The sequence below is a fragment of the Nocardia sp. NPDC050413 genome (assembly GCF_040655475.1).
GTDB classification, from domain to species: domain Bacteria; phylum Actinomycetota; class Actinomycetes; order Mycobacteriales; family Mycobacteriaceae; genus Nocardia; species Nocardia coubleae.
Genome location: NZ_JBFAJZ010000001.1, coordinates 1,130,361 through 1,155,236 on the forward strand (window position 1 = coordinate 1,130,361; position 24,876 = coordinate 1,155,236).

29 protein-coding genes are annotated in these 24,876 nt (G+C 66.9%); 17 read left to right on the forward strand and 12 right to left on the reverse strand.

Annotated features, from left to right (window positions below):
• Nucleotides 1-91: 91 nt before the first annotated feature.
• On the reverse strand, nucleotides 92-748 hold the full coding sequence (locus AB0I19_RS05350) for a hypothetical protein (protein ID WP_357144758.1): 657 nt from the start codon (nucleotides 746-748) through the stop codon (nucleotides 92-94).
• 206 nt (nucleotides 749-954) lie between these two features.
• Nucleotides 955-1,554, reverse strand: coding sequence for a TetR family transcriptional regulator (locus tag AB0I19_RS05355; RefSeq protein WP_357144761.1), 600 nt, complete (start codon nucleotides 1,552-1,554; stop codon nucleotides 955-957).
• Between the two features lie 139 nt (nucleotides 1,555-1,693).
• Between AB0I19_RS05355 and AB0I19_RS05360 the strand changes: the two genes are divergently transcribed.
• The 4 genes from AB0I19_RS05360 to AB0I19_RS05375 are packed head-to-tail and all read left to right on the forward strand — an operon-like array spanning nucleotide 1,694 to nucleotide 4,498.
• Entirely contained in the window at nucleotides 1,694-2,914 is a 1,221-nt protein-coding gene (locus AB0I19_RS05360) for an alkane 1-monooxygenase (protein WP_357144764.1), read from the forward strand.
• Nucleotides 2,914-3,087 carry a rubredoxin gene (locus AB0I19_RS05365; protein WP_357144767.1) on the forward strand — a complete coding sequence of 58 codons (174 nt, stop codon included), beginning with the start codon at nucleotides 2,914-2,916 and terminating at the stop codon, nucleotides 3,085-3,087. The genes AB0I19_RS05360 and AB0I19_RS05365 overlap by 1 nt, the downstream gene beginning before the upstream one ends.
• The gene (locus tag AB0I19_RS05370) at nucleotides 3,084-3,266 is read left to right on the forward strand and encodes a rubredoxin (protein ID WP_067487552.1); all 183 of its coding nucleotides are present in this window, start codon (nucleotides 3,084-3,086) and stop codon (nucleotides 3,264-3,266) included. Before AB0I19_RS05365 ends, AB0I19_RS05370 begins: the two co-directional genes overlap by 4 nt.
• Entirely contained in the window at nucleotides 3,263-4,498 is a 1,236-nt protein-coding gene (locus tag AB0I19_RS05375) for an FAD-dependent oxidoreductase (protein WP_357144770.1), read from the forward strand. The genes AB0I19_RS05370 and AB0I19_RS05375 overlap by 4 nt, the downstream gene beginning before the upstream one ends.
• 94 nt (nucleotides 4,499-4,592) lie before the next feature.
• On the opposite strand, the gene AB0I19_RS05380 is transcribed toward AB0I19_RS05375, so the two are convergent.
• A complete protein-coding gene (locus AB0I19_RS05380; RefSeq protein ID WP_357144773.1) occupies nucleotides 4,593-4,925 on the reverse strand; it encodes a hypothetical protein in 333 nt (110 codons plus the stop codon).
• On the opposite strand from AB0I19_RS05380, the gene AB0I19_RS05385 reads away from it, so the two are divergent.
• Both AB0I19_RS05385 and AB0I19_RS05390 read left to right on the forward strand, forming a co-directional pair.
• On the forward strand, nucleotides 4,918-5,244 hold the full coding sequence (locus AB0I19_RS05385; RefSeq protein WP_357144775.1) for a hypothetical protein: 327 nt from the start codon (nucleotides 4,918-4,920) through the stop codon (nucleotides 5,242-5,244). The two genes, AB0I19_RS05380 and AB0I19_RS05385, sit on opposite strands and share 8 nt — an antisense overlap.
• Nucleotides 5,245-5,607: 363 nt before the next feature.
• Complete coding sequence (locus AB0I19_RS05390) at nucleotides 5,608-6,117, forward strand: MarR family transcriptional regulator (RefSeq protein ID WP_357144778.1); 510 nt, start codon at nucleotides 5,608-5,610, stop codon at nucleotides 6,115-6,117.
• Between the two features lie 311 nt (nucleotides 6,118-6,428).
• Here AB0I19_RS05390 and AB0I19_RS05395 read toward each other — a convergent pair whose 3' ends face one another.
• Together AB0I19_RS05395 and AB0I19_RS05400 are read right to left on the reverse strand one after the other, a co-directional pair.
• Entirely contained in the window at nucleotides 6,429-6,941 is a 513-nt protein-coding gene (locus AB0I19_RS05395) for a hypothetical protein (RefSeq protein WP_357144781.1), read from the reverse strand.
• A gap of 164 nt (nucleotides 6,942-7,105) precedes the next feature.
• Nucleotides 7,106-8,248, reverse strand: a complete 1,143-nt coding sequence (locus AB0I19_RS05400) for a N(5)-(carboxyethyl)ornithine synthase (protein ID WP_357144783.1) — start codon at nucleotides 8,246-8,248, stop codon at nucleotides 7,106-7,108.
• A gap of 241 nt (nucleotides 8,249-8,489) precedes the next feature.
• On the opposite strand from AB0I19_RS05400, the gene AB0I19_RS05405 reads away from it, so the two are divergent.
• Nucleotides 8,490-9,338, forward strand: coding sequence for an LLM class flavin-dependent oxidoreductase (locus AB0I19_RS05405; protein WP_357144786.1), 849 nt, complete (start codon nucleotides 8,490-8,492; stop codon nucleotides 9,336-9,338).
• A gap of 109 nt (nucleotides 9,339-9,447) precedes the next feature.
• Nucleotides 9,448-9,831 (forward strand): hypothetical protein, encoded by a 384-nt coding sequence (locus AB0I19_RS05410; protein ID WP_357144789.1) that lies wholly within the window; start codon nucleotides 9,448-9,450, stop codon nucleotides 9,829-9,831.
• A gap of 139 nt (nucleotides 9,832-9,970) precedes the next feature.
• Here the strand turns inward: AB0I19_RS05410 and AB0I19_RS05415 are convergent, their stop codons facing one another.
• On the reverse strand, nucleotides 9,971-10,183 hold the full coding sequence (locus AB0I19_RS05415) for a hypothetical protein (RefSeq protein ID WP_357144791.1): 213 nt from the start codon (nucleotides 10,181-10,183) through the stop codon (nucleotides 9,971-9,973).
• A 174-nt stretch (nucleotides 10,184-10,357) separates the two neighbouring features.
• Here AB0I19_RS05415 and AB0I19_RS05420 point away from each other — a divergent pair, with 174 nt between their 5' ends.
• Nucleotides 10,358-10,942 (forward strand): nitroreductase family protein, encoded by a 585-nt coding sequence (locus AB0I19_RS05420; RefSeq protein ID WP_357144794.1) that lies wholly within the window; start codon nucleotides 10,358-10,360, stop codon nucleotides 10,940-10,942.
• Between the two features lie 101 nt (nucleotides 10,943-11,043).
• On the opposite strand, the gene AB0I19_RS05425 is transcribed toward AB0I19_RS05420, so the two are convergent.
• Nucleotides 11,044-12,576, reverse strand: coding sequence for an NAD(P)/FAD-dependent oxidoreductase (locus AB0I19_RS05425; protein ID WP_357144796.1), 1,533 nt, complete (start codon nucleotides 12,574-12,576; stop codon nucleotides 11,044-11,046).
• Nucleotides 12,573-14,426: an acyl-CoA dehydrogenase family protein gene (locus tag AB0I19_RS05430; RefSeq protein WP_357144799.1), complete on the reverse strand. Its 1,854-nt coding sequence runs from the start codon at nucleotides 14,424-14,426 to the stop codon at nucleotides 12,573-12,575. Before AB0I19_RS05430 ends, AB0I19_RS05425 begins: the two co-directional genes overlap by 4 nt.
• A gap of 635 nt (nucleotides 14,427-15,061) precedes the next feature.
• Here AB0I19_RS05430 and AB0I19_RS05435 point away from each other — a divergent pair.
• Nucleotides 15,062-15,478, forward strand: a complete 417-nt coding sequence (locus AB0I19_RS05435; RefSeq protein ID WP_357144801.1) for an NUDIX domain-containing protein — start codon at nucleotides 15,062-15,064, stop codon at nucleotides 15,476-15,478.
• Here the strand turns inward: AB0I19_RS05435 and AB0I19_RS05440 are convergent.
• From AB0I19_RS05440 to AB0I19_RS05450, 3 genes are all read right to left on the reverse strand, one after another.
• A complete protein-coding gene (locus tag AB0I19_RS05440; RefSeq protein ID WP_357144803.1) occupies nucleotides 15,450-15,851 on the reverse strand; it encodes a hypothetical protein in 402 nt (133 codons plus the stop codon). The two genes, AB0I19_RS05435 and AB0I19_RS05440, sit on opposite strands and share 29 nt — an antisense overlap.
• Nucleotides 15,852-16,087: 236 nt before the next feature.
• On the reverse strand, nucleotides 16,088-16,537 hold the full coding sequence (locus AB0I19_RS05445; protein ID WP_357144806.1) for a VOC family protein: 450 nt from the start codon (nucleotides 16,535-16,537) through the stop codon (nucleotides 16,088-16,090).
• Between the two features lie 137 nt (nucleotides 16,538-16,674).
• On the reverse strand, nucleotides 16,675-17,865 hold the full coding sequence (locus tag AB0I19_RS05450) for an MFS transporter (protein WP_357144809.1): 1,191 nt from the start codon (nucleotides 17,863-17,865) through the stop codon (nucleotides 16,675-16,677).
• A gap of 258 nt (nucleotides 17,866-18,123) precedes the next feature.
• Between AB0I19_RS05450 and AB0I19_RS05455 the strand changes: the two genes are divergently transcribed.
• Nucleotides 18,124-18,921: an SAM-dependent methyltransferase gene (locus tag AB0I19_RS05455; RefSeq protein ID WP_067635394.1), complete on the forward strand. Its 798-nt coding sequence runs from the start codon at nucleotides 18,124-18,126 to the stop codon at nucleotides 18,919-18,921.
• Between the two features lie 54 nt (nucleotides 18,922-18,975).
• Here the strand turns inward: AB0I19_RS05455 and AB0I19_RS05460 are convergent, their stop codons facing one another.
• Nucleotides 18,976-19,122, reverse strand: coding sequence for a DUF1059 domain-containing protein (locus tag AB0I19_RS05460; RefSeq protein ID WP_357144812.1), 147 nt, complete (start codon nucleotides 19,120-19,122; stop codon nucleotides 18,976-18,978).
• A gap of 104 nt (nucleotides 19,123-19,226) precedes the next feature.
• Between AB0I19_RS05460 and AB0I19_RS05465 the strand changes: the two genes are divergently transcribed.
• From AB0I19_RS05465 to AB0I19_RS05490, 6 genes are all read left to right on the forward strand, one after another.
• Nucleotides 19,227-20,699 (forward strand): aldehyde dehydrogenase, encoded by a 1,473-nt coding sequence (locus AB0I19_RS05465; protein ID WP_357144814.1) that lies wholly within the window; start codon nucleotides 19,227-19,229, stop codon nucleotides 20,697-20,699.
• Nucleotides 20,700-20,711: 12 nt separating this feature from the next.
• On the forward strand, nucleotides 20,712-21,461 hold the full coding sequence (locus tag AB0I19_RS05470) for an SDR family oxidoreductase (protein ID WP_067487511.1): 750 nt from the start codon (nucleotides 20,712-20,714) through the stop codon (nucleotides 21,459-21,461).
• On the forward strand, nucleotides 21,458-22,342 hold the full coding sequence (locus tag AB0I19_RS05475) for an NAD(P)-dependent oxidoreductase (protein ID WP_357144817.1): 885 nt from the start codon (nucleotides 21,458-21,460) through the stop codon (nucleotides 22,340-22,342). Before AB0I19_RS05470 ends, AB0I19_RS05475 begins: the two co-directional genes overlap by 4 nt.
• Entirely contained in the window at nucleotides 22,339-22,725 is a 387-nt protein-coding gene (locus AB0I19_RS05480) for a carboxymuconolactone decarboxylase family protein (RefSeq protein WP_067487507.1), read from the forward strand. Before AB0I19_RS05475 ends, AB0I19_RS05480 begins: the two co-directional genes overlap by 4 nt.
• A gap of 32 nt (nucleotides 22,726-22,757) precedes the next feature.
• Nucleotides 22,758-23,345, forward strand: a complete 588-nt coding sequence (locus tag AB0I19_RS05485) for a TetR family transcriptional regulator (RefSeq protein WP_225280238.1) — start codon at nucleotides 22,758-22,760, stop codon at nucleotides 23,343-23,345.
• A gap of 128 nt (nucleotides 23,346-23,473) precedes the next feature.
• Nucleotides 23,474-24,823 carry a cytochrome P450 gene (locus AB0I19_RS05490; protein WP_357144820.1) on the forward strand — a complete coding sequence of 450 codons (1,350 nt, stop codon included), beginning with the start codon at nucleotides 23,474-23,476 and terminating at the stop codon, nucleotides 24,821-24,823.
• Nucleotides 24,824-24,876 lie beyond the last annotated feature (53 nt).

Genomic DNA, 24,876 nt, shown 5'->3' on the forward strand with positions numbered 1-24,876 from the left:
CACTCGGACGATCGGCGCCGGGAATGGAATTCACGACATCCCGGCGCCGAGAGCACAGCTGAGCCGATAGTCAGGGCAGCCTGGTGCCAGGTCAGCTGACCGTGGCGGTGATCTTGATCGCCGGTGTCACCTTGTACTCGGTGGCGAAGGTGATCGTCTCACCCTGCGTCAGGAGTCCCTGACACGTCGGCGTTCCCTCGGCCGTGGCCAACTTCACCACGGCCGTGGTCGCTTTGAGGGTGGAGGTGGCGTTCGCGTAGGTCATCGCGGTGTGATGAGTCCAGAACCCGCACGAGTTTCCGACGACCGTAGTGAAGACCAGGTTGATCGAGTTGAACAGGTCGCCATTGACCAGCGAGGTCGTCCCTGTGGCCGCATTGTAGGACTTGCCCGTGAAGTTCGAGGCGCCTGCCGCTGCGGTGAACTGCCCTCGCCACGCCGTGCCGTCGGGAGCGGTGCAGTTGATCAGGTCCGTGTACTTGATGGCACCGAGCCCGGAGGTCGTCCGGGTACCTGCGGGCAAGGAGCCCGACGAGGACAGGCTCGGACAGGTGAATATCGTTGTGCCGCTTTTGTTCTTGACGACCAGCGGTCCCGACACCGCCGAGAAGGCGCCGTTGCTGTTGGGGTTGACGACTGTCCAGGTGGTGGTTGCCGCGTGCGCGGGCGCCGAGAGCGCGGCGGTCGCGAGCAAGGGTGCGGCCACGGTGATCGCTGCCAGTAGGTGGCTGGTGCGGATTCCGAACATAGTGGTCTCGATTCATCAAACCAAAGAACGCATCAGGCGACCGACTAGATCGTCATGCCGCGAGATGCACCGGGCATAACGGCCCAGTCAGATGACCGTATCAACGAAACTTGTTGCTTAGCCCAAGATTTGAACTAATTCGTTTTCAAACCAATCAGTCAGGAATTATTGCTCCACAGCAGCACGTCCACAGCACGGCGTTCGACTCAGACCGGGAACACACCGGCCAGCACAGCCCCGATCTGCGCCACCGCACGGTCGACACTGCCGGTCGGCTGGAACAGGTGACTCAAGGTGAGCCGGACCATGATCTCGACGATCGTGGTGATCTCCTCGTCGGACAGCTGAGGCAGTCGGTAGTAGTCGCGCACCGTGATCGTGAGCGCGTCGACCGCCCGGACGAGCACCGGCTGAGCGTCGCTCACCAGGGCGGGCAGCAGGGCGGTGTCGGCGTCCTGACGAGCGGAGAGGACGGCCTTGATCAGCGTGTTGTCGCCGGCGGTGCGCAGGGTGTACTCGGCAGCGGCGGTGATCCCGGCGAGTGGGTCGCCCGGATGCTCTGCCAGCGTGTCGGCCACCCCGCTCAAGTAGATGCCGGTCTCGCGCTCGATGAGGGCATCCGCCAATGCCTGCTTGGTGCCGATCTCCTTGTAGAGGACCGGCCTGCTGATGCCGACTTCCTTTGCGATGCGCGACATGTTCACCGCGCCCCACCCTTCGGACACGACCATGGTGCGGGCGGCGTCGAGCATGCGGTCGCGCAACAGCTGACGCATCTCGGACTGGAAGTTCGGCGATTCGGCCACCCAGTCATCGTACATGTGCCCGGAAGTGACAGCTTCGTTGACAACGAATGCACTTGTGTATTTACTGAGAACACATCGGCGTCAGTTGTAAACACGCTCGACAACACCCGGGACATGTCTCGGTGATCAGGAGAACGAGATGACGACATCGCGAAACCACGAAGAACCGGCCACGACCCTGCAATGGCGTGATTCCAAGCGCTATCTGTGGTTGTTCGGCCTCGTCGCCCCCAGTGCGGCAATGCTGGCCACGGCGCTCGTCTGGGCGTTCAACCAGCTGGGCTGGCAGGCGGTTGCGCCGGTGTGGTGGTGGCTCGGCCCGATCCTGGTGTACGTCCTGCTGCCGACCCTCGACCGCTTCTTCGGACCCGACGGTGCGAATCCACCGGAGGAGGTGATGGCACAGCTGGAGAACGACAGGTACTACCGCTACTGCACCTACGCCTACATTCCGCTACAGCTGTTCAGCCTGGTCTTCGCCTGCTACCTCTGGACCGCCGACAACCTGTCCTGGCTCGGGATCGACGGCGGTCTCGGCCTGGCGTCGAAGATCGGGTTGGCCTTCACCATCGGGGCGATGGGCGGCGTCGGCATCAACACCGCACACGAACTCGGCCACAAGAAGGACGAACTCGAGCGCTGGCTGTCGAAGATCACGCTGGCCCAGACCTTCTACGGCCACTTCTACATCGAGCACAACCGCGGCCACCACGTGCGTGTCGCGACGCCGGAGGACCCGGCAAGTGCCCGCTTCGGCGAATCGTTCTGGAGCTTTCTGCCGCGCAGTGTGTGGGGCAGCCTGAAGTCCGCGTGGGAGTTGGAGGCCACTCGCCTGCGCCGGCTGGACAAGAGCCCGTTCTCGCCGCACAACGACGTGCTCAACGCGTGGGCGATGTCGGTGGTGCTGTGGGTGGCGCTGATCGCGGTGTTCGGCCCCGCGATCCTGCCGTTCCTGGCGATCCAGGCCGTCTACGGATTCTCTCTGCTCGAGACGGTGAACTACCTCGAGCACTACGGTCTGCTGCGGAGCAGGACCGCCTCTGGTCGCTACGAGCGCTGCACCCCCGAGCACAGCTGGAACTCCGACCACATCGTCACCAACATCTTCCTCTACCACCTGCAACGCCACAGCGACCACCACGCCAATCCCACCCGGCGCTACCAGATCCTGCGCCACATGGACGGCGCGCCCGAACTGCCCAGTGGCTACGCGAGCCTGATCGGCCTGGCCTACCTGACCCCCTTGTGGCGCAAGGTGATGGACCATCGTGTGCTCGCGCACTACAACGGCGACATCACCCGGGTCAATATCCAGCCGAGCAAGCGCGCCGAGATCCTCGCGCGGTACGGAGCGATCTGATGGCCGCCTACCTCTGCCCCGTGTGCGACTACATCTACGACGAACGATTCGGCGCTCCCCGTGAAGGTTTCGCGGCGGGTACCGCCTGGTCGCTGATTCCAGAACAGTGGTGCTGTCCCGACTGCGGTGTCCGCGAGAAGGTCGATTTCGAACCGAAGGAACTCCGAGGATGAACGACTACAAGCTGTTCCAGTGCGTCCAATGCGGATTCGAGTACGACGAGGCACTCGGCTGGCCGGAGGACGGGATCGAACCCGGCACCCGGTGGGACGACATTCCCGACGACTGGTCCTGCCCCGACTGCGGTGCGGCCAAGGCCGACTTCGACATGCGTGAGGTGAGTCGCGGATGAGCGGGCGGATCGTGATCGTCGGCGCCGGTGTCGCCGGTGCCACCGCGGCACACACCTTGCGCCGCGAGGGGTATGCCGGCGAGATCGTGCTCGTCGGCGCGGAACCGGCGATGCCCTATCGTCGGCCCGCGGTCTCGAAGGAACTGCTGGCGGGCACCGCCTCGGTGGACCGCACCCTGCTGAAGCCCGCGAAGTTCTGGTCCGACAATGTCATCGATATTCGGCCGGCTACCAGGGTCGACGCGATCGACATCGACCGCGCGTCGGTGCGATTGAGCACGGGTGAGGACCTCGGCTACGACAGCTTGCTGCTCGCGACCGGTGCGCGGGCACGCCACATCGACACCGCGTCCACCCGCGTGCATACCTTGCGCACGCTGTCCGACATCACGGCGCTGCGAGCGGCTATCGATGCAGGCGGGTCGCTGCTGATCATCGGCGGCGGGCTGATCGGCTGCGAGGTGGCCGCCACCGCCCGCGGCCTCGGCGCCGATGTGACGCTGTTGCACGCGGGCCCCACGCTGCTCGACCGGGTGGTGCCGCGGGCGGTGTCGAACCTGCTGCGCGACATCCATCAGGAGCACGGCGTCGTCGTCGAAACAGAGTTCGGCACAACGTATCTCGGTGACGCTGGCGACGCCGTGACGGCCACGGCGGCCGACGGGCGCAGCTGGTCCGCCGGGGCCGCTCTGGTCGCCATCGGAGCGGCGCCCGACACCGCCTTGGCCGAAGTCGCCGGCCTGGCCGTCAACGAGGGCATCGTCATCGATCAGCACTACCGCACATCGGCACCGGGAGTGTTCGCGGCGGGCGACGCGACTACCGCCTTCAACTCCCACCGCGGCGAGTTCGAGAGTGGCCGGCAGTGGAACTCGGCGATGTCCGCGGGGGCCGCCGCGGCGAGGGCCATCCTCGGCCGCCCGGCCGTCCCCGTCGAAATCCCTTGGGGTTGGACCGATCAGCACGGGCTCTCCCTGCAATTCGCCGGCTGGGTCCACCCGCACGACGACCTCGTCGTCGAAGGCACCCTGGAATCCCGGGACTTCCTCGCCGTGGCCGTCCGCGACGGCCTACCCGTCGGCGCCGTCGCGATGGCCAGGCCTCGAGAACTCCGCGCGGCGCGGGCGGCCATCGCCGCCGGTGCCCCCTGGCCCAGTTCATTCCGCGGTTCCAAAATAAGTGGAAACCTTTCCACAATTAACTATTCGGAGAAAATAACTAATAGCGGATAACGATATTCCGGGTGTACCGATTCGCGATTCCAGCCACGGAAAGAAGACGGCGAGCTATATTTTTAAAACACCCACTTTGCAGTTGGGCATACCGTCACACCGCTGTTCGACATTTCCTGGAGATCGCCATGATATCGACCACTTCCCTGTTTCGTGCAGGCTTTATCGCTCCGGTGGCCGTCGCTACCGTCTTTTGTCTGGCCGCACCCGTCAACGCGGCGCCGGTCAGCGTGAACTGGGCCTGCCGGGGCACCGTCCTCGGGATCAGCCAGACCTCGAGCATGAACACGACGGTCACCGGTACGGCACCGGGCTCGGCGGCATCCGGATCCGCCGTGGCCATCACCATCACACCTGGTGCGTCGTCGGTGCCGAGTTCGGCTTCCGGCTTCACGGTGAACAACATCAGCAATTTGAAGATGACCATTCCCACCCCGGCGAACTCGACCCTGGTCTCGGCTACCGCCTCCGGAGGTAGCGTGGCGGGCACTGTCGCGACGTCGGGCGGGAACGTCGTGCTCACCATTCCCGGGCCGATCGCCGGCGGCACCAGCTTCACCCCGCCCGCGGTGACCATCAATGTCACCGCGGGTGCCGCGGGGACGTCGATCACCAGCAAGTACGCGGGAACCAGCTACACCAGCCCCGGTATGACCATGACCACCAACGTCTCGTTCGTCGGCAACGTAGCGACTTCGTGCTACCCGAACCCCTCCCCGACCCTCACCACGACCACCGTCACCTAGGCTCATGGACAGGCGCTACGGCACGGTGACCCGCGGCCGCGCCGACAATCCGTGGTGAAGACGTCCGGACCGGGTCGCGCGAGCGGCCCGGTCCGGACCTGGCGAGACCATATACATCACTATCGACAATGGTTGCCCCACTTAGGGTTTGGTGCGGGGTAACCATTTCGACCGAAAAGTCCGATGGGCGTATCGCACCCGCCATCGTGTCGTACGCTGCATGTCCGACACAGCCACGGTTCACTTCGGCGGCCGCGGTGGTGCCGCTCTCGTGATGTTCGATCGACAGGAGCCACCATGCCCCCTTCGAACGCCCGGCGGCGATTCGCCCGCCCGTAGGGAAGCTCTGATCGGTGACTGCTGATGGGAAAGCTCGTGTGCCCCACTACTAGCGAACCCGCCCGGATCTCGGTCGAGCTCAAAAGGGCGCTGGAGTTCTATCACGGATCCGTCGAGGATCTGATTCGCGAATTGATCCGAGTGCTCGGCGTGAACGAGACCGATCGACGCGCACTCGAAATCGTGCTGCTCGAGGACGAGAAATCCACCACTCCGGGAAGGTTGGCCGAACGGCTCGGCCTCACCGCGGCGGGCGTCACGATCATGCTCAACCGGCTGGAGAAACAAGGCTATATCGTCCGTTCGCTGCACCCGACCGATCGTCGCCGGGTGATAGTGATGGCCACCGAACTCGCGGCCCATCGGGTACAGGAAATCGTCGTACCCATGATCGTCGAGAGTTACAAGATGTTGCTGAGCTATTACAACACCGCCGAACTCGAAATAATCGCGGACTTTCTGACCCGCGCGGGCGAACTGCAACAAATACACCGGCAACGGTTACGCGAGGTACATCCCTACTCGAAACCCTGAAATGGGCCGCGACGTCCGCATTGTTGCCACCGGTTCGCACGGTGGGCATACCTCGAGGGAGAACGCAGGATGGAATCCGTCGACCACAGCGAAATCGAACCCGGGACTCGGTCTCTGCGTCGATGCCGGCGGCACGCCTCGGCCGCACCCGCCGATCGGTACCGGCGGCGGATGTCACGGACGGGCGTCGCGGCTGCGGTCGTCGTCACGGGAATCGGGATATCGCTGATAATGCCGGCGGATTCGAGCCCGCCGCTACCGGCGAACAATGCGGCGATGTTCTCGGGCGAACCGTCCGTACAGGCTTCCCGCTACTGCGCCGTCGACGACAGTCCCGCTGTGGTCGATTCCGGCGCGGCAGCCGACGCACCGAGTGAGATCGCCGTTCCGGGTGTCGCCTCGGATGCCGGCCCGGCTACCGAGGCCGGATCCGACCAACCCGACACCGAAACGCCGAGCACTGCCCCCGCACCGGAAACGACGACCATCGTGACCACCGATCCCTTGCCTGCGGATTCACCCGATACCTCGGTCAGCGTGAGTTTGTCTGTCACGGCGAGCTTTTCGGTACAGGCCACGCCGCCTCCACCAGATCCGGGTATCGCGTCGGTCCCGGAATCCACAGTGCCCGTCACCGTGATTCCCTCGGATACCTCGACAGTCAGGCCGAGCACAGTGACGGTGACGACTGATCCCCCGACCGTCACCGTCACATCCACAACCACCGATACGCCGACCACCACGACAACAGCGCCGCCCCGCACCACAATCCCACCGCCCTCGACCACCACCGCGCCACCGACGACCACAACGACGCGGCCCATCCCCGCGACCACGACACCGACTGCGACGAAGCAGCCACGTCCGACTCCATCGCTCGCGCGCCCACCCGCCACGTCTTCAACAGCGACAGCAACCAGGTAGACGCCTCGCGGGAACCTGAGTCGGGCGAGCTACGCCGCGCGCACGATGGAGATGGTGGCCGGCGTCAGTTCACCGCGTACGGGTAGGCGTCGGAACGGTCCTGGAACGACAGGATCCGCGGGTTCTGCACGCGACCACCTCGGATTTCGATGGCGCGGCGGATCGTGTCGCTGGCGTCCCACGCGCCGGGACCGGCGAGCACGACCGGAAGGTACTCGAGCAGGGCCTCGGAGTTCTCCCAGGTCGCCGAGTCCCACAGGAACGACGGGCTGTGGTCGACACCGTAGTAGTGCAGCTCGGTACCCACGGTGAACATGGGGTCGGCGAAGGAGGTGGGGCGCGCCCATTCGAAACCCATCCCCTCGTCGCAGGACACGTCGATGAACAGCGTGCCGCGCGAGAACAGGTCGAGGTCGTCGTTGGTGACGAACGTCAGTGGTGCCTCGGTGTCCTGAAACATGCAGTTCACGACCACGTCGTAACCGGCCAGCATCTCCGCGAGCGGGCCCGGTTCCGGTGCCTTCAATGCCAACGTACGGCTCGGGGTGGCCGGGTCGCGCTCGAAGTGCTGCATCCGCACCGAGGCGAAGGGTGAGGCCACCGCGGACACGCTGCGCTGGGTCAGCACCGTCACATCACTGATGCCCAGCGCAGACAGCGCCCGCACGGCACCGCGCGCGGTAGCACCGAAGCTGATCACCGCGGCCCGCATCCGGCGACCGTAATCGCCGGTGACGCCACGCAATTGGAGTGCGTGCAGCACCGAGCAGTAGCCGGCCAGTTCGTTGTTCTTGTGGAAGACGTGGACGCTGAACACGCCTGCCTTCGTCCAGTGGTTCATTGCTTCCCACGCGATCAGGGTCAGCTCCCGATCGATGGCCAGCTGGGTGATTCGGGCGTCCTGCACACAGTGCGGCCAGCCCCACACGATCGTGCCGGGCCGCATCTGCTCGAGGTCTTCGGCCAGCGGTTTGGCCAGCAACAGCACATCGCATTCGGCGAACAGCTCTTCGCGGGTGCGGAACCCGGTGACCAGCGGAGCGAGTGCCTCGTCGGAGTAACCGAAACGGTCACCATAGCCACGTTCGAGAAAGATCTGCCCGCGCAGTCCCGGATCGATGCGGTCGAGGTGGGCCGGATGGATGGCCAGCCGATGCTCGTTTTCCTTGCGGGAGGTCGCGACGACGCCGACGGTCAGGTCTTTCACAGTTGCTTCACCTGGTCAGCCTACCCGCTACCGTCTGTCCCGCCCGATCGCGTCAAGTCATCGTGCCCGCCGAGGCCGGTGCCTCGTCCGTCTTGCGGGTTCGGTGGCGAGCGTCGTATCGTGGCCGCAATCCGATCGGCGCTCTCCAGGAATACAGTCGCAGTGTGGGAGCCCCGCCTCATCTGAGCAGGCGTGGAGTGGGCGGCGTGATGACGCACACCCATCTCCGACGGAGGATTCCATGCATATCGGTCTCGGCCTTCCCATCGCCGATCCCAGCACGCTGCCCGAATGGGCTGTCCGTGCCGAAGCCGCCGGTTTCGCCACCCTCGGCCTGCTCGACCGGCTGGTCTACGACAACCCCGAACCGCTGGTCACCCTGGCGGTGCTCGCTGGTCGAACCACTCGCATCCGCTTGCAGACCGAGGTGCTCATCGCACCGCTGCGCGAACCCGCGCTGCTCGCGAAACAGGTCGCGACGCTGGATCGGATGTCCGGTGGTCGCTTCGTGCTCGGCCTCGGTGTCGGCGGTCGCGACGACGATCACGAAGCCAGCGCCACCGATATCCGCAGCCGCGGCCTCCGTATGGACGAACATCTCGGCCTCATGCGCCGGCTGTGGGCCGGTGACCGATTCAGTGACAGCTGCGGACCCATCGGTCCGTCACCGACCGCACCGGCGGGCCCTGAGCTACTGTTCGGCGGCTTCCGGCCCGCCGCGATCGACCGCGTCGGCCGCTGGGGCGGCGGGTTCCTCGCCGCTGCGGCACCGTCCTGGGCAGGCGGACTCTTCGACCTGGCTCGCGAGTCCTGGAGCAACCACGGTCGTGACGGCTCACCACGCATCGTCGCCCAGCTCAACGCAGTCCTCGGTCCGCAGCCAGTGGTCGACCAGGCCCGCGCCGCCGTCCTCGACTACTACGAGTTCAGCGGCCGTGCCGGCTACATGGCCGACGGCATACTCACCACTGCGGAGCAGATCGGTTCCGCCATCAGGCAATTCGAGGACCTCGGCGCCGACGAAGTCATGCTGTATTGCTACGGCACCGATCCCGATCAGATCGACCGTCTCGCCGACGCCGTGCTCTGAGGGTCCCGGGCCGTGAACCTGGATGGAGTGCCTCGCGAACAGCTACAGTCGATCGCAGTGGTCGAAAGCGTCGTCATCAGAGTTGCACCCTCACCTTCCGAGGAGCGATATGGGCGAGTCCAGCACCATCACCGCAAAAACGACCGGTAGCCCCACCGGGGTCTGGGACAACCCGTGGCCCCAGGGCCATCCCGCCGAGGGCGAACGCGTCGCGATCTTCGCCTTCGACGTCACCGCTGTCGACGGGGCACCATCCGGCACCCGCACCTACCACGTCTCCCCACCCGATCGGGCGTGCGACGGCCCGGTCGCGCCCCCACACAACACGCCGCAGGGAGAAACCGTGCAGTGGGTGGGGTGCGGAACCGGAACGGTTGTCCGGGCGGCGGAGAAGCTCAGCGGCGAGCAAGCGCTGATGGACCCGGACCGATCCGCTGAGGAAATGTTCCAGTGTCAGGTGCGACCCGACAACCCTCTGCCGACACGCGGCTGATAGACCGGATCGTCGGGGACCAGCGGACGTCGCCGGACAGCCGTGGTCACGTCCGGGTCGTCACCGACTTCGCCGTCGAAATCTGTGTCGGCGGGGACGTCTCGCTCAGGCGAAGTACCAACGCGCCTGAGGGACAGCCCTAGCGTTGCTGGTCGTCGTCGGACCGATCGTGCGCGGGGGCGAGGAAGGTCGGGAACTGGTGTCCGGTGGTGGTCGGCGTTGCCGCCGTGGGTTCGTTGTGGTGGGGGGTGCTGAACAACGGGACAGCGTTCGAAGACACGGCGAGCTCGACCTCGTCGGTGCGGGCGGGTTCCGGAGGACGGCCGGACGTGCGCGGGTGTAGGTCGGTCATGGATTCCCCCTGGGAGTGGCTTCGAGCCGTGGTGACACCGAGCATAGCGACGACCTCCGACAACCCCTGTATGGTCGCATGCCCGCCCGGTTTCCCTCGGTTCAGGACGGTCGGACGGTCCGAGTCGCAAGCGTGCACGGGAAGGTCGGGCTTGCTCGGGTGGTTGCCCTTCGTGTGACCGTCCATGCCGCCGCCCTGCACCCTTTCGTCCTCGAGCGCTACAGCCCCAAGGGTTTCCAACGTGCCCACACGATGTCGTCGGCCGAGGTCAGCTCGCTCTTCGAAGCTGCTCGGCGCGCGCCCTCGGCAGGCAATTCGCAACCGTGGCGGTTCATCGCCGGTGTGCGTGGGGACGCTGTTCATCGGCGGCTCGCCGGCTTCCTCGCGCGAAGCTCCGCGGCGTGGGCACCGGATGCGAGCCTCCTGGTCGCCAACCTCGTACAGCGACGAGTGGAAAACACCGACTTCGAGTACTCCGAGTTCGCCGACTACGACCTCGGACAGGCCGTGGCGCACCTGACTTTCCAGGCACACGAACTCGGACTCCAGGTGCATCAGTTCCGGGCATTCGACCGGGACGGACTGCACCACGAGTTCGCGTTGCCCGATCATTGGGCGATCGCCACGATGGCGGCCGTCGGGCTGCCGGTCGGTGACGCCACTGGTACGGATCGTCGGCGTAAACCGCTGGACGACGTCATGTGGTCGGTCGCGAATGTTGTTTCGCAGCACGCACGATCCGGAGCTGCCGAGCAGTGATCGGTTCTCACCGGCGACGCCCTCGAGGAGGATGCGGTCTCCCCGAGGGCGTGCGCGGTGCGATCAGCTCCACCCGGTGCTGATTGCGCGGATCGCCGCCACTATCCCGTTCGGCACGGTTCGTCGTGTGGACGTGGTTGCGGGGCGCCCGAGAGTCGTCCCGAGTCCGGCACCGTGAACGAGAGGGCCGGATTGTTTCCGGCGAGCGCCTTTCCGAAAGCGGCTACCGTTCCCGGCCAGGCGTTGGTGACGGTGCCTTCGGCCGTTTTCCACCAGGTCGTTGCCTTGCCGTCGCGCCAGACGGTGCGGTCGAGCGCGTCGTCGAGGTGGTCCAGGTAGGTCGTCATCGCCTGTTCGGTGACCTCGATCGGTTCGCGCAGGCGGGCGCTGAGTGCCAGGCAGCGCATGATGTAGTGGGCCTGGTGCTGTTTGACGGCGGGGTTGCTGTTGGTTGGGGTGAACGAGTGCGGTCCCGCGATCAGATAGAGATTGGGAAAGCCGGGAACGGCCAGTCCGTAGAAGGCGGTCGGGCGGCCCTCGGTTCGCCACCGGTCGTGCAGATCGACACCACCCCGCCCGCGGACCCGGACGCCGTCGAGGAACTCCCGGGCGCGGAAGCCGGTGGCCAGGACGATGAGGTCGGCGCGGCGTTCGATGCCGTCGACGGTGCGGATGCCGTCCGGGACGATCCGGTCGATCGGGTCGGTGACGAGTTCTACGTGGGGCTCGGTGAGCGCGCGGTAGTACCCGCTGTCGATGAGGATGCGCTTCTCCCCGATCCGATGGTCCGGGGTGAGCTTTCGGCGCAGCTCCGGATCGCGCACCTGGCGTCGAAGATGTTCCCGCGCAACCAATTCCAGCGCCTTGGCCGACCACCCGGCATGAGTGGTCGGGGCCAGCACCAGGTCGGCGGCGCGGTACAGTCCGGCGCGGTACAAGCCGTGCAGGCCGGGTACATGGGTCAGCGCCCACCGCGACATCGTTCCGAACGACGCGGCGGGTTTGGGCAGTACCCACGACGGGCTCCGCTGGTAGACGGTGACCGACGAAGCGGTGCGGGCCAGCTCCGGAATCATCTGTGCCGCCGAGGATCCGGTGCCGACCACCGCGATGTGCCCGGTGAGGTCGGCCGTGTGATCCCAGCGCGCGGAGTGGAACATCGGACCATCGAAGGTGTCGGCTCCGCGCAGTTGTGCGACAGCTGGCCGGTGCAGCTGGCCGACCGCCCACACCACCGCTCTGGTACGGATCTGGTCCCCCGCCGACGTGGTCAGCGACCAGGTGCGGTCGGCGTCGCGGTAATCGGCGCTCACCACGGCGGTGTCGCAGCGCAGATGAGGACGCAGCCCGTGCCGGTCGGTGACCGCACCCAGGTAGGACAGGATCGCTTGCGCGTCGGGGTAGCGCACCCGGGGGTCACGGTAGGGGTCGAAGGCGAGCGAATACAGGTGCGCGGGCACGTCGCAGGAACAGCCCGGGTAGGTGTTCTCCCGCCACACACCGCCGACCTCGGGTCCTTCCTCGAGGATCAGGAAGTTCCGCACGCCGGCCTCTTGGAGTTCCCATGCCATGGTGAGTCCACCGAACCCGGCCCCTACGACGACGACCTCGTATTCGACACTGTGTCCGGTCATGCCAGCACCTGCCCGGTGATCGAGCGCATGACCTCGCCGAACGCGTCGGTCTTCCCGCCCGCCCAGGTCTCCCACCACCGCAGGTAGTCCGGCGACGCCATCGGCGCGTCGAAGGGCTCGAGTTCGATGCCGAAGCCGTCGACCAGCACATTCAGGTACGCACCGAGATAGTCGATGCCACAACGCAATTCCTCGTGCACGCGGTGGGCGTGCCGGGGCGTCGGCTGTCCGTGGGCAGCGAACCAGCTGCCGTGCGCGCGGATTCGCTCCAGCGCGTACACAACGCAGGCGGATTCGAGCAGGTGGCGGGCCGATGCGTCGTCGGCCGTGGCACAGGCCGCGAACAACGCGGTGGCGGCGAGCCTTTCGCTGGTGGCGGTGGCCAGTTCGACGGCGGCGGTATCGCGATCGACCGCGGTGCTCGCGACGGCGATATCACCCCGGCGCAGCGCGGCGGCGAGCGCCGACTCCCGCCCGGTGAGCATGCGGATGTACCAGGGCAGAACGTCCGGCGTGGCAGGCAGCGTCAGGGCGGTCTCCGCGCGGGCGATGAGGTGCCCGGCCTGCTTCCAGAGCAGCTGGGACTCGCCCTCAGCGGTGATGATCCCTTCGGTGTTGCCGATCCAGTCGACGATCCAGTTGGTGCGCAGCGACCCCTGCGCCGCACTGCGCTGACGGCAGGTCAGCAGCACGTCGTGTGCGGTGTAGGCCAGCAACGGTTTGGCCAGCATCGACCACACCGCGGAGAACGGTCCGGCGGCGGCCACACGCAGGTCCTGGATGCGGCGGCCGAGGATGCTGGTGGCGTAGGTGGAGGCCAGTGCGGAGACCAGATCACGGCGAACCGTTCCACGGTCGGCCATCGAGGTCCGGCCACCCGGGCGACGCTGATCGGCGTAGTTCACCGTCACCGCCAACGCCGCACGCGCACCGGCGGCAGCCGCGCCTGCCAGATCGAGCCTGCCCTCCCCCAAAGCCGTGATCGCATGGTGAAAGCGTTGTCGTACCGGCACTTTCGATTCGAACCCCGCAGCGCCGATCACCGCCCACCGGCCGCCGAGCAGCGCGTCGACCGGGACGAACACCGCGTCGAACCGGATCAGCGCGTGATCCATCGGCGCCCAGCCTTTGTCGGGCAGCGGCGCGACGTTCAGCCCGGGCACGAGCCCCTGCCCGGTACGCAACCGCAGCAGGAAGGGCAGCACGCCTTCGTCGCGACCGTCGACGATCAGGCGGGCCGTGACCACACCCGTCTTGCGGGTGGCCGGGTCGGCCATGTTGGGCATGAACTTCCAGCTCGCGGTACCGGGCGAGTCGAGCCAGAACCCACCATGGGCGCCGTCCCAGGTGGCGGTGGTCTGCTGGTCGGCGCCGTTGGTGCCACCGAGCTCGGTCAGCAGCAGCAGGCCGATCGCCTCCCCGGTGTCGAGCTCGGCGAGGAGTTCCCGCTGGTACGCGGAATCGTTGCCGAGTGCGGCGATCGCCCCGATCGCCAAGTCGAGATGGCCGGTGAGCACGGGCAACAGGTGCGGGGCGTAGACAGCCGCCCATTCGCACAGCGCGCCGCGCAGCTCGGGGTCGGCGGCGATGGCCGTTGCCGATCCACCGAGGGCCGTGATCGTCGCGCGCAACAGATCCGGTGCCAGCGCGGCCTCGGCCGAGGAGGTGAGTCCCGACCGTGGCCCGTCGTTCAGGGCGATGGTCGTGACGCACACCCGTCGGTGCGTCGCACGCGAATCGCCGAGAATCGCCGTTCGCAACGACTCGACCGTCGGGTCGGCCGGTGCCGTGAGCGGCCGATGGGCCGAATCCGGGCACACGGGAACAACAGGAACATCTAGTGTGGTCACAGCAGCGCTCTCCCAGTGTCTGCGTTGCTCCGCGCGGCGGTGGCGACCGCCACGCAGAGCTCTTTCGGGTGTCTCCCCGTGCTCGCGGGGAGGCACCCGATCCGATGTCCGGGGAGAATCCGCACCAGCACAACGGCGCGGCCCCGGTCCCGTACACGAACGACCGACCACACCGGCGGCCCACGGCCACACCGAATGCCCTTCGGGGCAGTAGAATTGAACACACCCATACCGTCGGACTCCTCCATGACTCCGGACACAGCCGAACACTGATCGCCTGCCTCCGGGTCCGGAGTTTGCTCTCCGTCCGGCGCGCGCAACCGCAATCATCCAGCAATCGCTACCCTGGATCAGGTGTGTCGCGGTCGAGTCGGGGTGTCGTCCCGATCAGCGGCGGCGTGGGGGTTGACCAGCGGGAATGATGACGCGTCAGCGAATGCGTACGGCCGACACCCGGCCGTGAATTTCGGTGGGTGCCGGAGGACCACCGACCGACAATCCATGAGTTGACGCGCATTCCCGAACCGCCACGTGCATCCGGGAAATACGATCGTGCTCCGTCGCGTCCACCGGGGTGCGACGCCGGGAGCTGTTGGGAGACAAGCGTGGTCGAACGGTTTCGGAGCGTGGTGGATGTGCATCTGGTCTTGGTGCGCGACGGGAAGTTGTTGTGGTCGCGGCGGTCGAACACCGGATTCGCCGACGGGCAGCTGGGATTGGTGGCCGGGCACCTCGAAGAGGGCGAGGACGTGGTCGAGACAGCCATTCGGGAGGCCGAGGAGGAAGTGGGGATCCGGCTACGCCCCGAGGATCTGACGTGCGTGCACGTCATGCAGCACCGGTACGGGAATCAGCCGCACAGAGTGGGATTCTTCTTCCGCGCCGAACGGTGGGACGACGACGTGGTCAACCGCGAACCGCACAAGTGCTCCGAGCTGACATGGCGGGAGATGAGCGAGATTCCGAGTGACGCGATCGCCTACCAGGTGGCGGCGATGCGCCGGATCGCCGACGGTGAGAGTTTCAGCGTGTACGCGACGGACGGGCGATGAGCTGGAACATGCGGGCGAAGTGGGGATACGGCGCGCGGTTGGCCAAGGCCAGCTCCAGGCGTTCCAGATCGGCATAGAAGTCGGGGTCGGATTTACGGGCGTCGTCGGTGATGAGGTCGCAGACGACGCGGATTCCGCTGTGGGCCAGCACCTCCAGGCCCGCGTCACGCAGGTCGCCTGCGATGTCGTCGGCGTAGCAGGCTCGCGCTTCGGTGTCGTAGGTGACGGTGACGCGGGTCGGGGCGTCGAGCAGGCGCAGCGCCTCGATGAGATTCCGGGAACGGACTGCGGTGAGAAGGGGGTCTGCGGCCGCGTTGGGAGCGATGACGGACAGCAGACCCGTGGGTGCGAGCCGGCCCGCGAGGGCAGACATCGGTGATTCGGGTAGGTATTGGATCACGTTGTGGCACAGCACGGTATCGAAGGTCGCGTGCCCGAATTCGGTCGCCAGGTCGTCGATGGCGACCGGTGCGGTGGTGATGATGTCGGCGAGCCCACGCTCGGCGGCGAGCGCCTCGGCCGAGGCGAGGGACGGCCGTGAGAGATCGGCGATCGTAGCCTGCTTCGCCGGCTCGACCCCGTGGACGTAGCACTTGTCCGGCGCGGGCGCTACTCGTCGGATGTCGTCGAGGTGAGTGCCTGGGCCAACATGATCAGGATTCCGCTCGGCCCGCGCAGGTAGGTGAGCTTGTAAACGCCTTCATAGTCGGCCACGCCGCGGAGCGGGTGGTAACCGTGCCCGGCCGCGATCGCGAGGGCCTCGTCGATGTCGTCGACGGAGAAGGCGATGCGGTGCATGCCGATCTCGTTGGGCAGCGTCGGCGAAGTCTCGATTGCCTCGGGATGGATGTACTCGAACAGTTCGATTTGCCCGGAGCCGTCCGGAGTTCGGAGTACCGCGATCTTGGCATGATTGCCGTCGAGGCCGACAGCGGTGTCTGCCCACTCACCGCTGACCGTGTCGCGGCCGAGGACCGTGAGACCGAGGTCGGCGAAAAAGCTGATCGTGGCCTCGATGTCGCGGACGGCGATGCCGATGTTCTCCAGCTTGATGGTCATCTGTGGGTTCCTTCGATCGGTTGGCGGTTCGGTGCCGGCCGGCGTGCTCGAAGTCGCCGACAAGCACCGACTCCGAACCTAGATGAGTCGGCGCGATTCGCGCCCACTTCTCCTGCCCGCCGAACGGACTACGAGTTTCATACGAGCGGCGATCGTGCTGTGTTGATCGCGGCGGCGGCGATGGCTGCCGCCGCGATCAGGGCGGTCGCCTGCCACCCGAACCACTCGACCGCCGCGGCGCCGAAGGCGGTCCCGATGCTGCCACCGACGAAGTAGACCAGCATGTACGCGCTGTTGAAGCGTGCCGGTGCGTCGGGTTCGATCGCCAGGACCGTGCTCTGGTTGGCGACCTGGGCGGCGAAGAGCCCGGCGTCGAAGGCCGCCAGGCAGACCAGCGTCACGAGTGTGTTCGCGAGGCCGAAACCCATGACGACGGTGGCGGTCCCGGCGAGGACGAGGCCGGCGAGGATCACCGGGCGAGCGCCGTCGCGGTCGGTCCGTGTGCCTGCGATCCTGGTGGCGAGGATGCCCGAGAGGCCCGCCAGCGCGTAGAGGCCGATTCGTTCGGCCGAGTAGGAATACGGGGGCTCCGAAAGTGCCACGGCGATACCTGCCCAGACCGCGCAGAAGGCGAAGAACCACAGGAAACCACGCACAGCGGCGGCCCGAAGCGTCGCGTGGTGGACGAGCAATCCGGGCAGGGACCGCAACGTCGAGAAATAGCCGCGCTCGGCGGTTCCGGTCACGGCGGGCAGCGCGGTGAGGCAGCAGACGGCGAGCAGGCCGCAGGTGGCGGCGAAGACGAGCAGCATCGCACGCCAGCCGATCTCGTCCGCGAGCCACCCACCCACGATCCGGCCGGCGAGGATGCCGACGGAGATGCCCGCGGTCACCATCCCCAGGACCGTCGCGCGCCGGTGCGGGTGCGCCAACCGGCCTGCGACGGAGCTCAACCCGGCCCCGACCGCCGAGCAGGCGCCGACCAGACCGATCATCGGAGCCAGCACGGTGGCGCTGCCCGCGGCCGCACTGGCCGCGAGCGCACAGGCGAGTACCCCGAACTGGGCGGCGAGGACGCGGCCGGGAGCGAAGCGGTCGACCAGCGGCACCAGCAGGCCGAGTCCCAGCATGTAGCCGATCGGCCCGCAGGCCAGGGCGAATCCCACAGCGGTGATCTGGGTGCCCAGCGAATCCGCCACGTCCGCGATCGCGGGCTGCATCGGATAGATCGTCGATGTACCGACGGCAGCCGCGAGTGCCATGAACAGGATCAGGGGACGGTGGAGCCGGTCGGTCGCCGGGGTCTCTGCGTAGGTATCAGGGTTCACTCGACCGACCGTAGGGAGCCGCGAATCGGGTCACCGGCGGGAATTCGACCTGACCGTTCCTGTCGGGGACCCCCTTGTCGGGCGCGAGATCCGCAGTGCGAGGACCGGTTTCGATCGGCCCGAACAGGTGAACCACGAATCTGCTCGAGCACGGCGTCAATCTTGTACTGTCGCAACCAGATCAGATGCTGTGCCGCGCCGGCGGTGTGGACCGGCGGGCCGGCTAAGTCACAGTCGATTCGCAGAGGAACGAGACCCATGGCCGACGTAGACACCCCACAGATCAGGACCGACATCCCGCATTCGGCGCGGATCTGGAACTACTGGATGGGGGGCAAAGACCACTATGACATCGACAAGATCGCCGGTGACGCGGGCTTGGCCGTCGACCCGGACATCTCGACCATGGCGGTGCAGTCGCGGCAGTTCCTGATCCGGGCGGTCCGGTTCCTGGCCCGCGAGCGCGGCATCCGGCAGTTCCTCGACATCGGTACCGGTCTGCCGACCATGCAGAACACCCACGAGGTCGCCCAGGGCGTCACCCCCGACGCCCGCGTGGTGTACGTCGACAACGATCCGCTCGTGCTCACGCACGCGCGGGCGCTGCTCACCAGCACCACCCCCGAGGGTGTCACCACCTACATCGACGCCGACTTCCACGAGCCCGAGAAGATCGTCGCCGACGCCCGCAACGTGCTGAACTTCAACGAGCCCATCGCGGTGATGTTCATGGGCGTACTCGGCCACGCCAAGACCTACGAGGACCTGCTCCGCATCGTCGGCACCGTGCTGGCGGCGGTCCCGTCGGGCAGCTACCTCATCATGTGGGACGGCACCGACGACAGCCAGGCCTATGTGACGCTGTGCGAGAACTACACCGGCACCGGCGGCACCCCCTACATTCCGCGCACGCAGGCCCAGATCCAGGCGGTGTTCGACGGCCTGGAGTTCGTGGAGCCCGGCTTCACCTCGATCACCCAGTGGCGGCCCGAGGATGCCCAGGTGGGCGAGGTCCAGCCGATCTCCGCGTACGGCGGCGTCGCCCGCAAACCCTGACCCGACCCACGACGGCGGGCCCGCACCGGCACACGGTGCGGGCCCGCTGTCGTGTCAGTAGGCGAACAACAGGATCTCCTCGCGGGTGTAGTCGTGGTCGGGATGGTTCGCCGCCAGGTGCGCGTTCGCGTGCTCGACAAGGTCGTCCTCGTCGGTGCCGACGATGAGGTCTCCACAGGGGCATCGCAGTCTGGTCTTCATGGCATTTCCTCTCGCGGGCAACGGTTCCGGCCGATGCGCCCTTGCTCACCGGCGGTACGGTGAAATACAGTCTAGACACCTGTCCAGACAGTGAGGGAGACACGGTGCCGAGCAATCTACGTCCCGAGGACGGCTGCACGCTGCTGATCGACGGAAAACTGAGCCGGGGATCGGGTGGGGTGTTCGCGACCGGCAACCCCGCCACCGGCGAGCGCCTCGGCTGGGCGGCCGACGCCACCACCGAGGACATGCGCGCGGCCGTCACCGCGGCCCGCACCGCCTTCGACACCACCGGGTGGTCGACCGATCCCGCGTTCCGAGCGCGCTGCCTGCGCCAGTTGCGCGAGGCCATGCGCGAGCACATCGAGGAACTGCGCGAGATCACCATCGAGGAGGCGGGCGCGCCCCGGATGCTCACGGCGGGACCGCATCTGGAAGGGCCGGTGAACGATCTCGGCTATTTCGCCGATCTCGCCGAATCCTATTCCTGGCGCACCGAGATGCCGATCGCCGAACCGATGGGGATGCGTACCCGCAGGGAACTGCGGCGCGAGGCGGTGGGCGTCGTCGGGGCGATCACGCCGTGGAATTTCCCGCATCAGATCAACCTGGCCAAGATCGGGCCCGCGCTGGCGGCGGGCAACACCGTTGTGCTCAAACCGGCCCCCGATACCCCGTGGTGCGGTGCGGCGCTGGGGATTCTGGCCGCCGAGCACACCGATATCCCCGCGGGTGTGTTCAATGTGGTCACCGGCTCCGACCACCGGATCGGCGCCCAGCTCGCCGAGGATCCCGACGTGGATCTGGTGTCGTTCACCGGTTCCACCCGCACCGGGAAGTTGGTGATGGCCGCGGCGGCGGCCACGGTGAAGAAGGTGTTCCTCGAGCTCGGCGGCAAGTCCGCGTTCGTCGTCCTCGACGACGCCGATGTCGCGGCGGCCTGCGCGATGGCCGCCTTCTCGGTGTGTGTGCACGCCGGTCAGGGCTGTGCGCTGTCCACCCGGTTGCTGGTACCGCGCAGCGCTTACGAGGCGGCTCTCGAAGCAACGGCCAGGACAATGTCCGGCATCCGTGCCGGCGACCCGGACGATCGGCGCACCGTGTGCGGTCCGCTCATCTCCGAGCGACAGCGCGAACGCGTGGAGGGCTACATCTCGCTGGCTCGCACCGAAGGCGGCGAGGTGGTCGTGGGCGGCGGTCGTCCAGCCGGCCGCGATGCGGGCTACTTCGTCGAGCCGACCCTGATCGCCGGGCTGACGAACGAGTCCCGGGTGGCCAGGGAGGAGATCTTCGGGCCCGTGCTGGTGATCCTGCCGCACGACGGCGACGACGACGCGATCCGCATCGCCAACGACTCCCCCTACGGCCTGTCGGGCTCGGTGTGGGGCACCGATCCCGCCCGCGTCGACAAGGTCGTCTCCGCCATCCGCACCGGGACCCTCGGCGTGAACGGCGGCACCTGGTACTCGGTCGACGCGCCCTTCGGCGGCTACAAGCAGTCCGGCATCGGACGCGAGATGGGCGTCGCCGGCTTCGAGGAATACCTCGAAACCAAACTCGTGGCCTACCCGGCCTGAAGGAGAACAGACATGACACGTTTCACCGACCGGACCGCGATCGTCACCGGCGCGGCACAGGGTATCGGCGCGGCCTACGCCAAGGCACTCGCCGCCGAGGGCGCCCGCGTGGTGGTGGCCGACATCAATGCCGAGGCGGGCGAATCGGTCGCCAAGGAGATCACCGCGGCAGGCGGTGTCGCCGCCTTCCGCGAGGTCGATGTCGCCGACCCGGATTCCGCGGCCGCGCTCGCCGCGTTCACCGTCGAGAAGTTCGGCGGCATCGACCATCTGGTGAACAACGCGGCCATCTACGGGACCATGAAACTGAACCTGCTGCTCACGGTGCCGTGGGACTACTACAAGCACTTCATGAGCGTGAATTTCGACGGCGCGCTGAACGTGACCCGCGCGGTCTGGCCGACGATGCGCGCCAGTGGTGGATCCATCGTGAACCAGTCCTCCACCGCGGCATGGACCTATTCGAGCTTCTACGGGCTGGCCAAGGTCGGCGTGAACGGCCTCACCCAGCAACTGGCCCACGAGCTCGGCAGCTCCGGCATCCGGATCAACGCCATCGCACCCGGCCCCATCGACACCGAGGCGACCAAGACGATCACGCCGTCGGTCATCGTCGACGACATGGTGAAGCGGTTGCCGCTCAAGCGGATGGGCACACCGCAGGATCTCGTCGGTGCCTGCCTGTATCTGCTCTCCGACGACGCTGCCTGGGTGACCGGGCAGATCTTCAATGTCGACGGCGGTCAGGTGATCCGCTCATGACCACCGAGAACGCGCCACGCCTCGGCTACATCGGGCTGGGCAACATGGGTGCGCCCATGGCGCGCAGGCTCGTCGACTGGCCGGGCGGGCTGGTGGTGTGCGACGCGCGGGCCGTTGCCACCGAGAAGTTCGCCGCCGCGGGCGTCGCGGTGGCCGCTACACCGGCCGAGGTCGCCGCCCGCGCGGCGGTGATCTCGGTGACCGTCCTCGACGACACTCAGGTCCGCGATGTGCTGACAGGTCCGCAGGGAATTCTGTCGACGGCCGCCGCGGGCACGGTGGTCGCCGTGCATTCGACCATCGCCGACAGCACGGCGATCGAGTTGGCCGAGGAATGCGCCCGCCACGAGGTGGAGCTGGTCGACGCACCCGTCAGCGGTGGCGCGCCCGGCGCGAAACAGGGACGCCTCGCGGTGATGGTCGGCGGCAGCGAGTCCGCGTTCGAGGCGGTGCGGTCCCCGTTCGCCCGCTTCGCCGATCTCGTGGTGCACGCGGGCCCGGTGGGTGCGGGTACGCGGATGAAGCTCGCCCGCAATCTGGTGCACTTCGTCGCCTTCGCCGCCGCCGCCGAGGCCTCGCGCCTAGCCGAGTCGGCGGGGCTCGACATCCGCCGCCTCGGTGAGGTGGTTCGCCATTCCGACGCCGTCACCGGCGGACCCGGTGCCATCCTGTGGCGTGAGAGCACCGCTCACCTCGCCGAGGGCGATCCGTGGCTGCCGATCATGTCGCACGTGCGCGACCTGGGCGAGAAGGATCTGGCGCTGGCCCTGGACCTCGGCGCCCGGCTCGGCGTCGAATTACCTCTCGCCCGAATGGGTTTCGAGCATCTCGCCGAAGGTCTCGGCCTTCGGATCCCCACATCCGACAGGAGCAGCACATGACCGACGACGCCCGCGCCCGCGGCCTGGCCCGCATGAAAGAGGTCTACGGCTGGCAACCGCCGGAGATCGACGGCGCGTTCTTCGCCACCACCGTCGATCACCTCTTCGCCGAGATCTGGTCGCGCCCCGGCCTCACCGACCGCGACCGTCGGCTGCTGCTGCTCGGCGCGCTCGCCGCCCAGGGCCGCATGGAAACCGCCGAAATCCAGATCCACGCCGCCCTGCACAACAAAGAGCTCACCGAGGAACAGCTCCGCGAAATCGCCCTGTTCCTGTGCCACTATGTCGGCTGGCCCAACGGGACCCGGCTCGATACCGCCATCAGCACCGTTTCCGAACGGGCGCGCGGAGGCGGCGAACCGCGCATGCGCAGGCCCAAATAGGTATCCCATGTACCTGCGACTAATATGGAATTGTGTCCGAAAACCATTCTGATCCCGCGATTCTCGAGGCCACGCGCAGGCGTCTGACCGAGAAACAGGCCGATACGGTCGACCGGCTCACCCGCGCCGCCGTCGACGTCATCACCGAGCAGGGTTATTCCGGACTCACCGTGCGTCAGGTGGCCGCCGCCGCGGGCGTGGGAACCGCGACCGCCTACACCTATTTCTCGTCGAAGGAACACCTCGTCGCCGAGGTGTTCTGGCGTCGCCTGCTACAGACGCCGCAGCTCGACCACGACGACGACAAGTCGGCGGCCGAGCGGGTCGTCGAGACGCTGCGGCAGGTGTCGCTGATGGTCGGCGGGGAGAACGAGCTGGCGGGCGCGGTGACCAGCGCGCTGCTCGGCCAGGACCCCGACGTGTCGCATCTGCGGGTGCGGATCGGTCTGGAAATCCGGCAGCGGATCGCGCGGGCACTGGGTCCCGACCACGATCCGGATGTGCTCGAGGCGTTCGAATTGCTCTACGCGGGCGCGCTGGTGCGTGCCGGGATGGGATACGGCACCTACGACGAAATGGCGGACCGGATCGAGAAATCGGTCTATCTGATCCTGGAATAGTCTCCGCGACAACAGAAGCCGTCACCCGGATAACCGGGTGACGGCTTTTTCGCGCATTGCGCCACGCCCGCGAACTGTAGTACCGTCTGGACACGTGTCTATATGACCCAGAGATTGAGAGGTCTTCGATGACGCTTCTGAAACCGCGACGGGTCTCCGGCGGCGAACACGAGCACGGTCACCTCGAGGAACTGCGTTCCGACCCGATCGCCCTCATGCGCCGGGTGCGCGAGGAATGCGGCGACGTGGGCGTTTTCGAGTTGGCCGGGCGCGACGTGGTGTTGCTCTCGGGCGCCGAGGCCAATGAATTCTTCTTCCGCGCCGGCGACGAGGACCTCGACCAGGAGGCCGCGTACCCCTTCATGAAGCCGATCTTCGGCGAGGGCGTCGTCTTCGACGCCAGCCCGGAGCGGCGCAAGGAGATGCTGCACAATCAGGCGTTGCGCGCCGATTACATGCGCGGCCACGCGGCGACGATTTCGCACGAAGTGGACCGGATGATCGCGGACTGGGGCGATTCCGGAGAAATAGATCTGCTCGACTTCTTCGCCGAGCTCACCATCTACACCTCCTCGGCCTGCCTGATCGGCACCAAATTCCGCAATGAACTCGACAGCCGTTTCGCCGAGCTCTATCACGATCTCGAGCGCGGCACCGACGCACTCGCCTATGTCGACCCGTATATGCCGATCGAGAGCTTCCGAAAACGCGACGAATCGCGGCGCCGACTCGTCGAATTGGTCGGCGAGATCATGGACCGCCGCATCGCCGCGCCTCCCCAGGGCAAGGAGGAACGCGATCTGCTCGACGTGCTGGTGTCGGTGCGCGACGAACAGGGCGCACCGCGCTTCTCGGCGTCGGTGGTCACCGGCATCTTCATCTCGATGATGTTCGCCGGTCACCACACCACCTCGGGGACCTCGGCGTGGACGATGATCGAACTGCTGCGCCACCCCGACACGCTCGCCGCCGTGGTCAGGGAGCTCGACACCCTCTTCGCCGACGACACCGAGGTGAGTTTCCGTGCGCTGCGCCAGATTCCGCAGTTGGAAGCGGCGTTGAAGGAGACGCTGCGGCTCCATCCGCCGCTCATCATCCTGATGCGGGTGGCCAGGGACGAGTTCGAGGTGTGTGGGCACCGCATCGCGCCGGGTGACCTGGTGGCGGCCACCCCGGCGGTGTCCAACCGGCTGCCCGAATGCTTCCCCGACCCCGACGCCTTCGATCCCGGCCGCTATATCGACCCCGAACAGGCCGATATCGTCAACCGCTGGACCTGGATCCCGTTCGGCGCGGGCAGGCATCGCTGCGTCGGTGCCGCGTTCGCGCTCATGCAGATGAAGGCGATATTCTCGATCCTGTTGCGCGACTGGGAGTTCGAGATGGCCCAGCCCTCGGAGAGCTATCGCAACGATCACTCCAAGATGGTCGTGCAGTTGCAGCAGCCGTGTCGGGTGCGCTACCGCAGGCGCCGCTGACGTCACACGCGAAAGCCGCCCCGAAAGGTTCGGGGCGGCTTTCGGCGTCTGGC

Coding starts and splice junctions, on each gene's coding strand:
- AB0I19_RS05350 (WP_357144758.1), bottom strand. CDS start 748: ATGTTCGGAATCCGCACCAGCCACCTACTGGCAGCGATCACCGTGGCC.
- AB0I19_RS05360 (WP_357144764.1), top strand. CDS start 1,694: ATGACGACATCGCGAAACCACGAAGAACCGGCCACGACCCTGCAATGG.
- AB0I19_RS05365 (WP_357144767.1), top strand. CDS start 2,914: ATGGCCGCCTACCTCTGCCCCGTGTGCGACTACATCTACGACGAACGA.
- AB0I19_RS05370 (WP_067487552.1), top strand. CDS start 3,084: ATGAACGACTACAAGCTGTTCCAGTGCGTCCAATGCGGATTCGAGTAC.
- AB0I19_RS05375 (WP_357144770.1), top strand. CDS start 3,263: ATGAGCGGGCGGATCGTGATCGTCGGCGCCGGTGTCGCCGGTGCCACC.
- AB0I19_RS05385 (WP_357144775.1), top strand. CDS start 4,918: ATGACCATTCCCACCCCGGCGAACTCGACCCTGGTCTCGGCTACCGCC.
- AB0I19_RS05380 (WP_357144773.1), bottom strand. CDS start 4,925: ATGGTCATCTTCAAATTGCTGATGTTGTTCACCGTGAAGCCGGAAGCC.
- AB0I19_RS05390 (WP_357144778.1), top strand. CDS start 5,608: ATGGGAAAGCTCGTGTGCCCCACTACTAGCGAACCCGCCCGGATCTCG.
- AB0I19_RS05395 (WP_357144781.1), bottom strand. CDS start 6,941: ATGGGCCGCGTCGTTGTGGTCGTCGGTGGCGCGGTGGTGGTCGAGGGC.
- AB0I19_RS05405 (WP_357144786.1), top strand. CDS start 8,490: ATGCATATCGGTCTCGGCCTTCCCATCGCCGATCCCAGCACGCTGCCC.
- AB0I19_RS05410 (WP_357144789.1), top strand. CDS start 9,448: ATGGGCGAGTCCAGCACCATCACCGCAAAAACGACCGGTAGCCCCACC.
- AB0I19_RS05415 (WP_357144791.1), bottom strand. CDS start 10,183: ATGACCGACCTACACCCGCGCACGTCCGGCCGTCCTCCGGAACCCGCC.
- AB0I19_RS05425 (WP_357144796.1), bottom strand. CDS start 12,576: ATGACCGGACACAGTGTCGAATACGAGGTCGTCGTCGTAGGGGCCGGG.
- AB0I19_RS05440 (WP_357144803.1), bottom strand. CDS start 15,851: ATGTCTGCCCTCGCGGGCCGGCTCGCACCCACGGGTCTGCTGTCCGTC.
- AB0I19_RS05445 (WP_357144806.1), bottom strand. CDS start 16,537: ATGACCATCAAGCTGGAGAACATCGGCATCGCCGTCCGCGACATCGAG.
- AB0I19_RS05455 (WP_067635394.1), top strand. CDS start 18,124: ATGGCCGACGTAGACACCCCACAGATCAGGACCGACATCCCGCATTCG.
- AB0I19_RS05460 (WP_357144812.1), bottom strand. CDS start 19,122: ATGAAGACCAGACTGCGATGCCCCTGTGGAGACCTCATCGTCGGCACC.
- AB0I19_RS05470 (WP_067487511.1), top strand. CDS start 20,712: ATGACACGTTTCACCGACCGGACCGCGATCGTCACCGGCGCGGCACAG.
- AB0I19_RS05475 (WP_357144817.1), top strand. CDS start 21,458: ATGACCACCGAGAACGCGCCACGCCTCGGCTACATCGGGCTGGGCAAC.
- AB0I19_RS05480 (WP_067487507.1), top strand. CDS start 22,339: ATGACCGACGACGCCCGCGCCCGCGGCCTGGCCCGCATGAAAGAGGTC.
- AB0I19_RS05490 (WP_357144820.1), top strand. CDS start 23,474: ATGACGCTTCTGAAACCGCGACGGGTCTCCGGCGGCGAACACGAGCAC.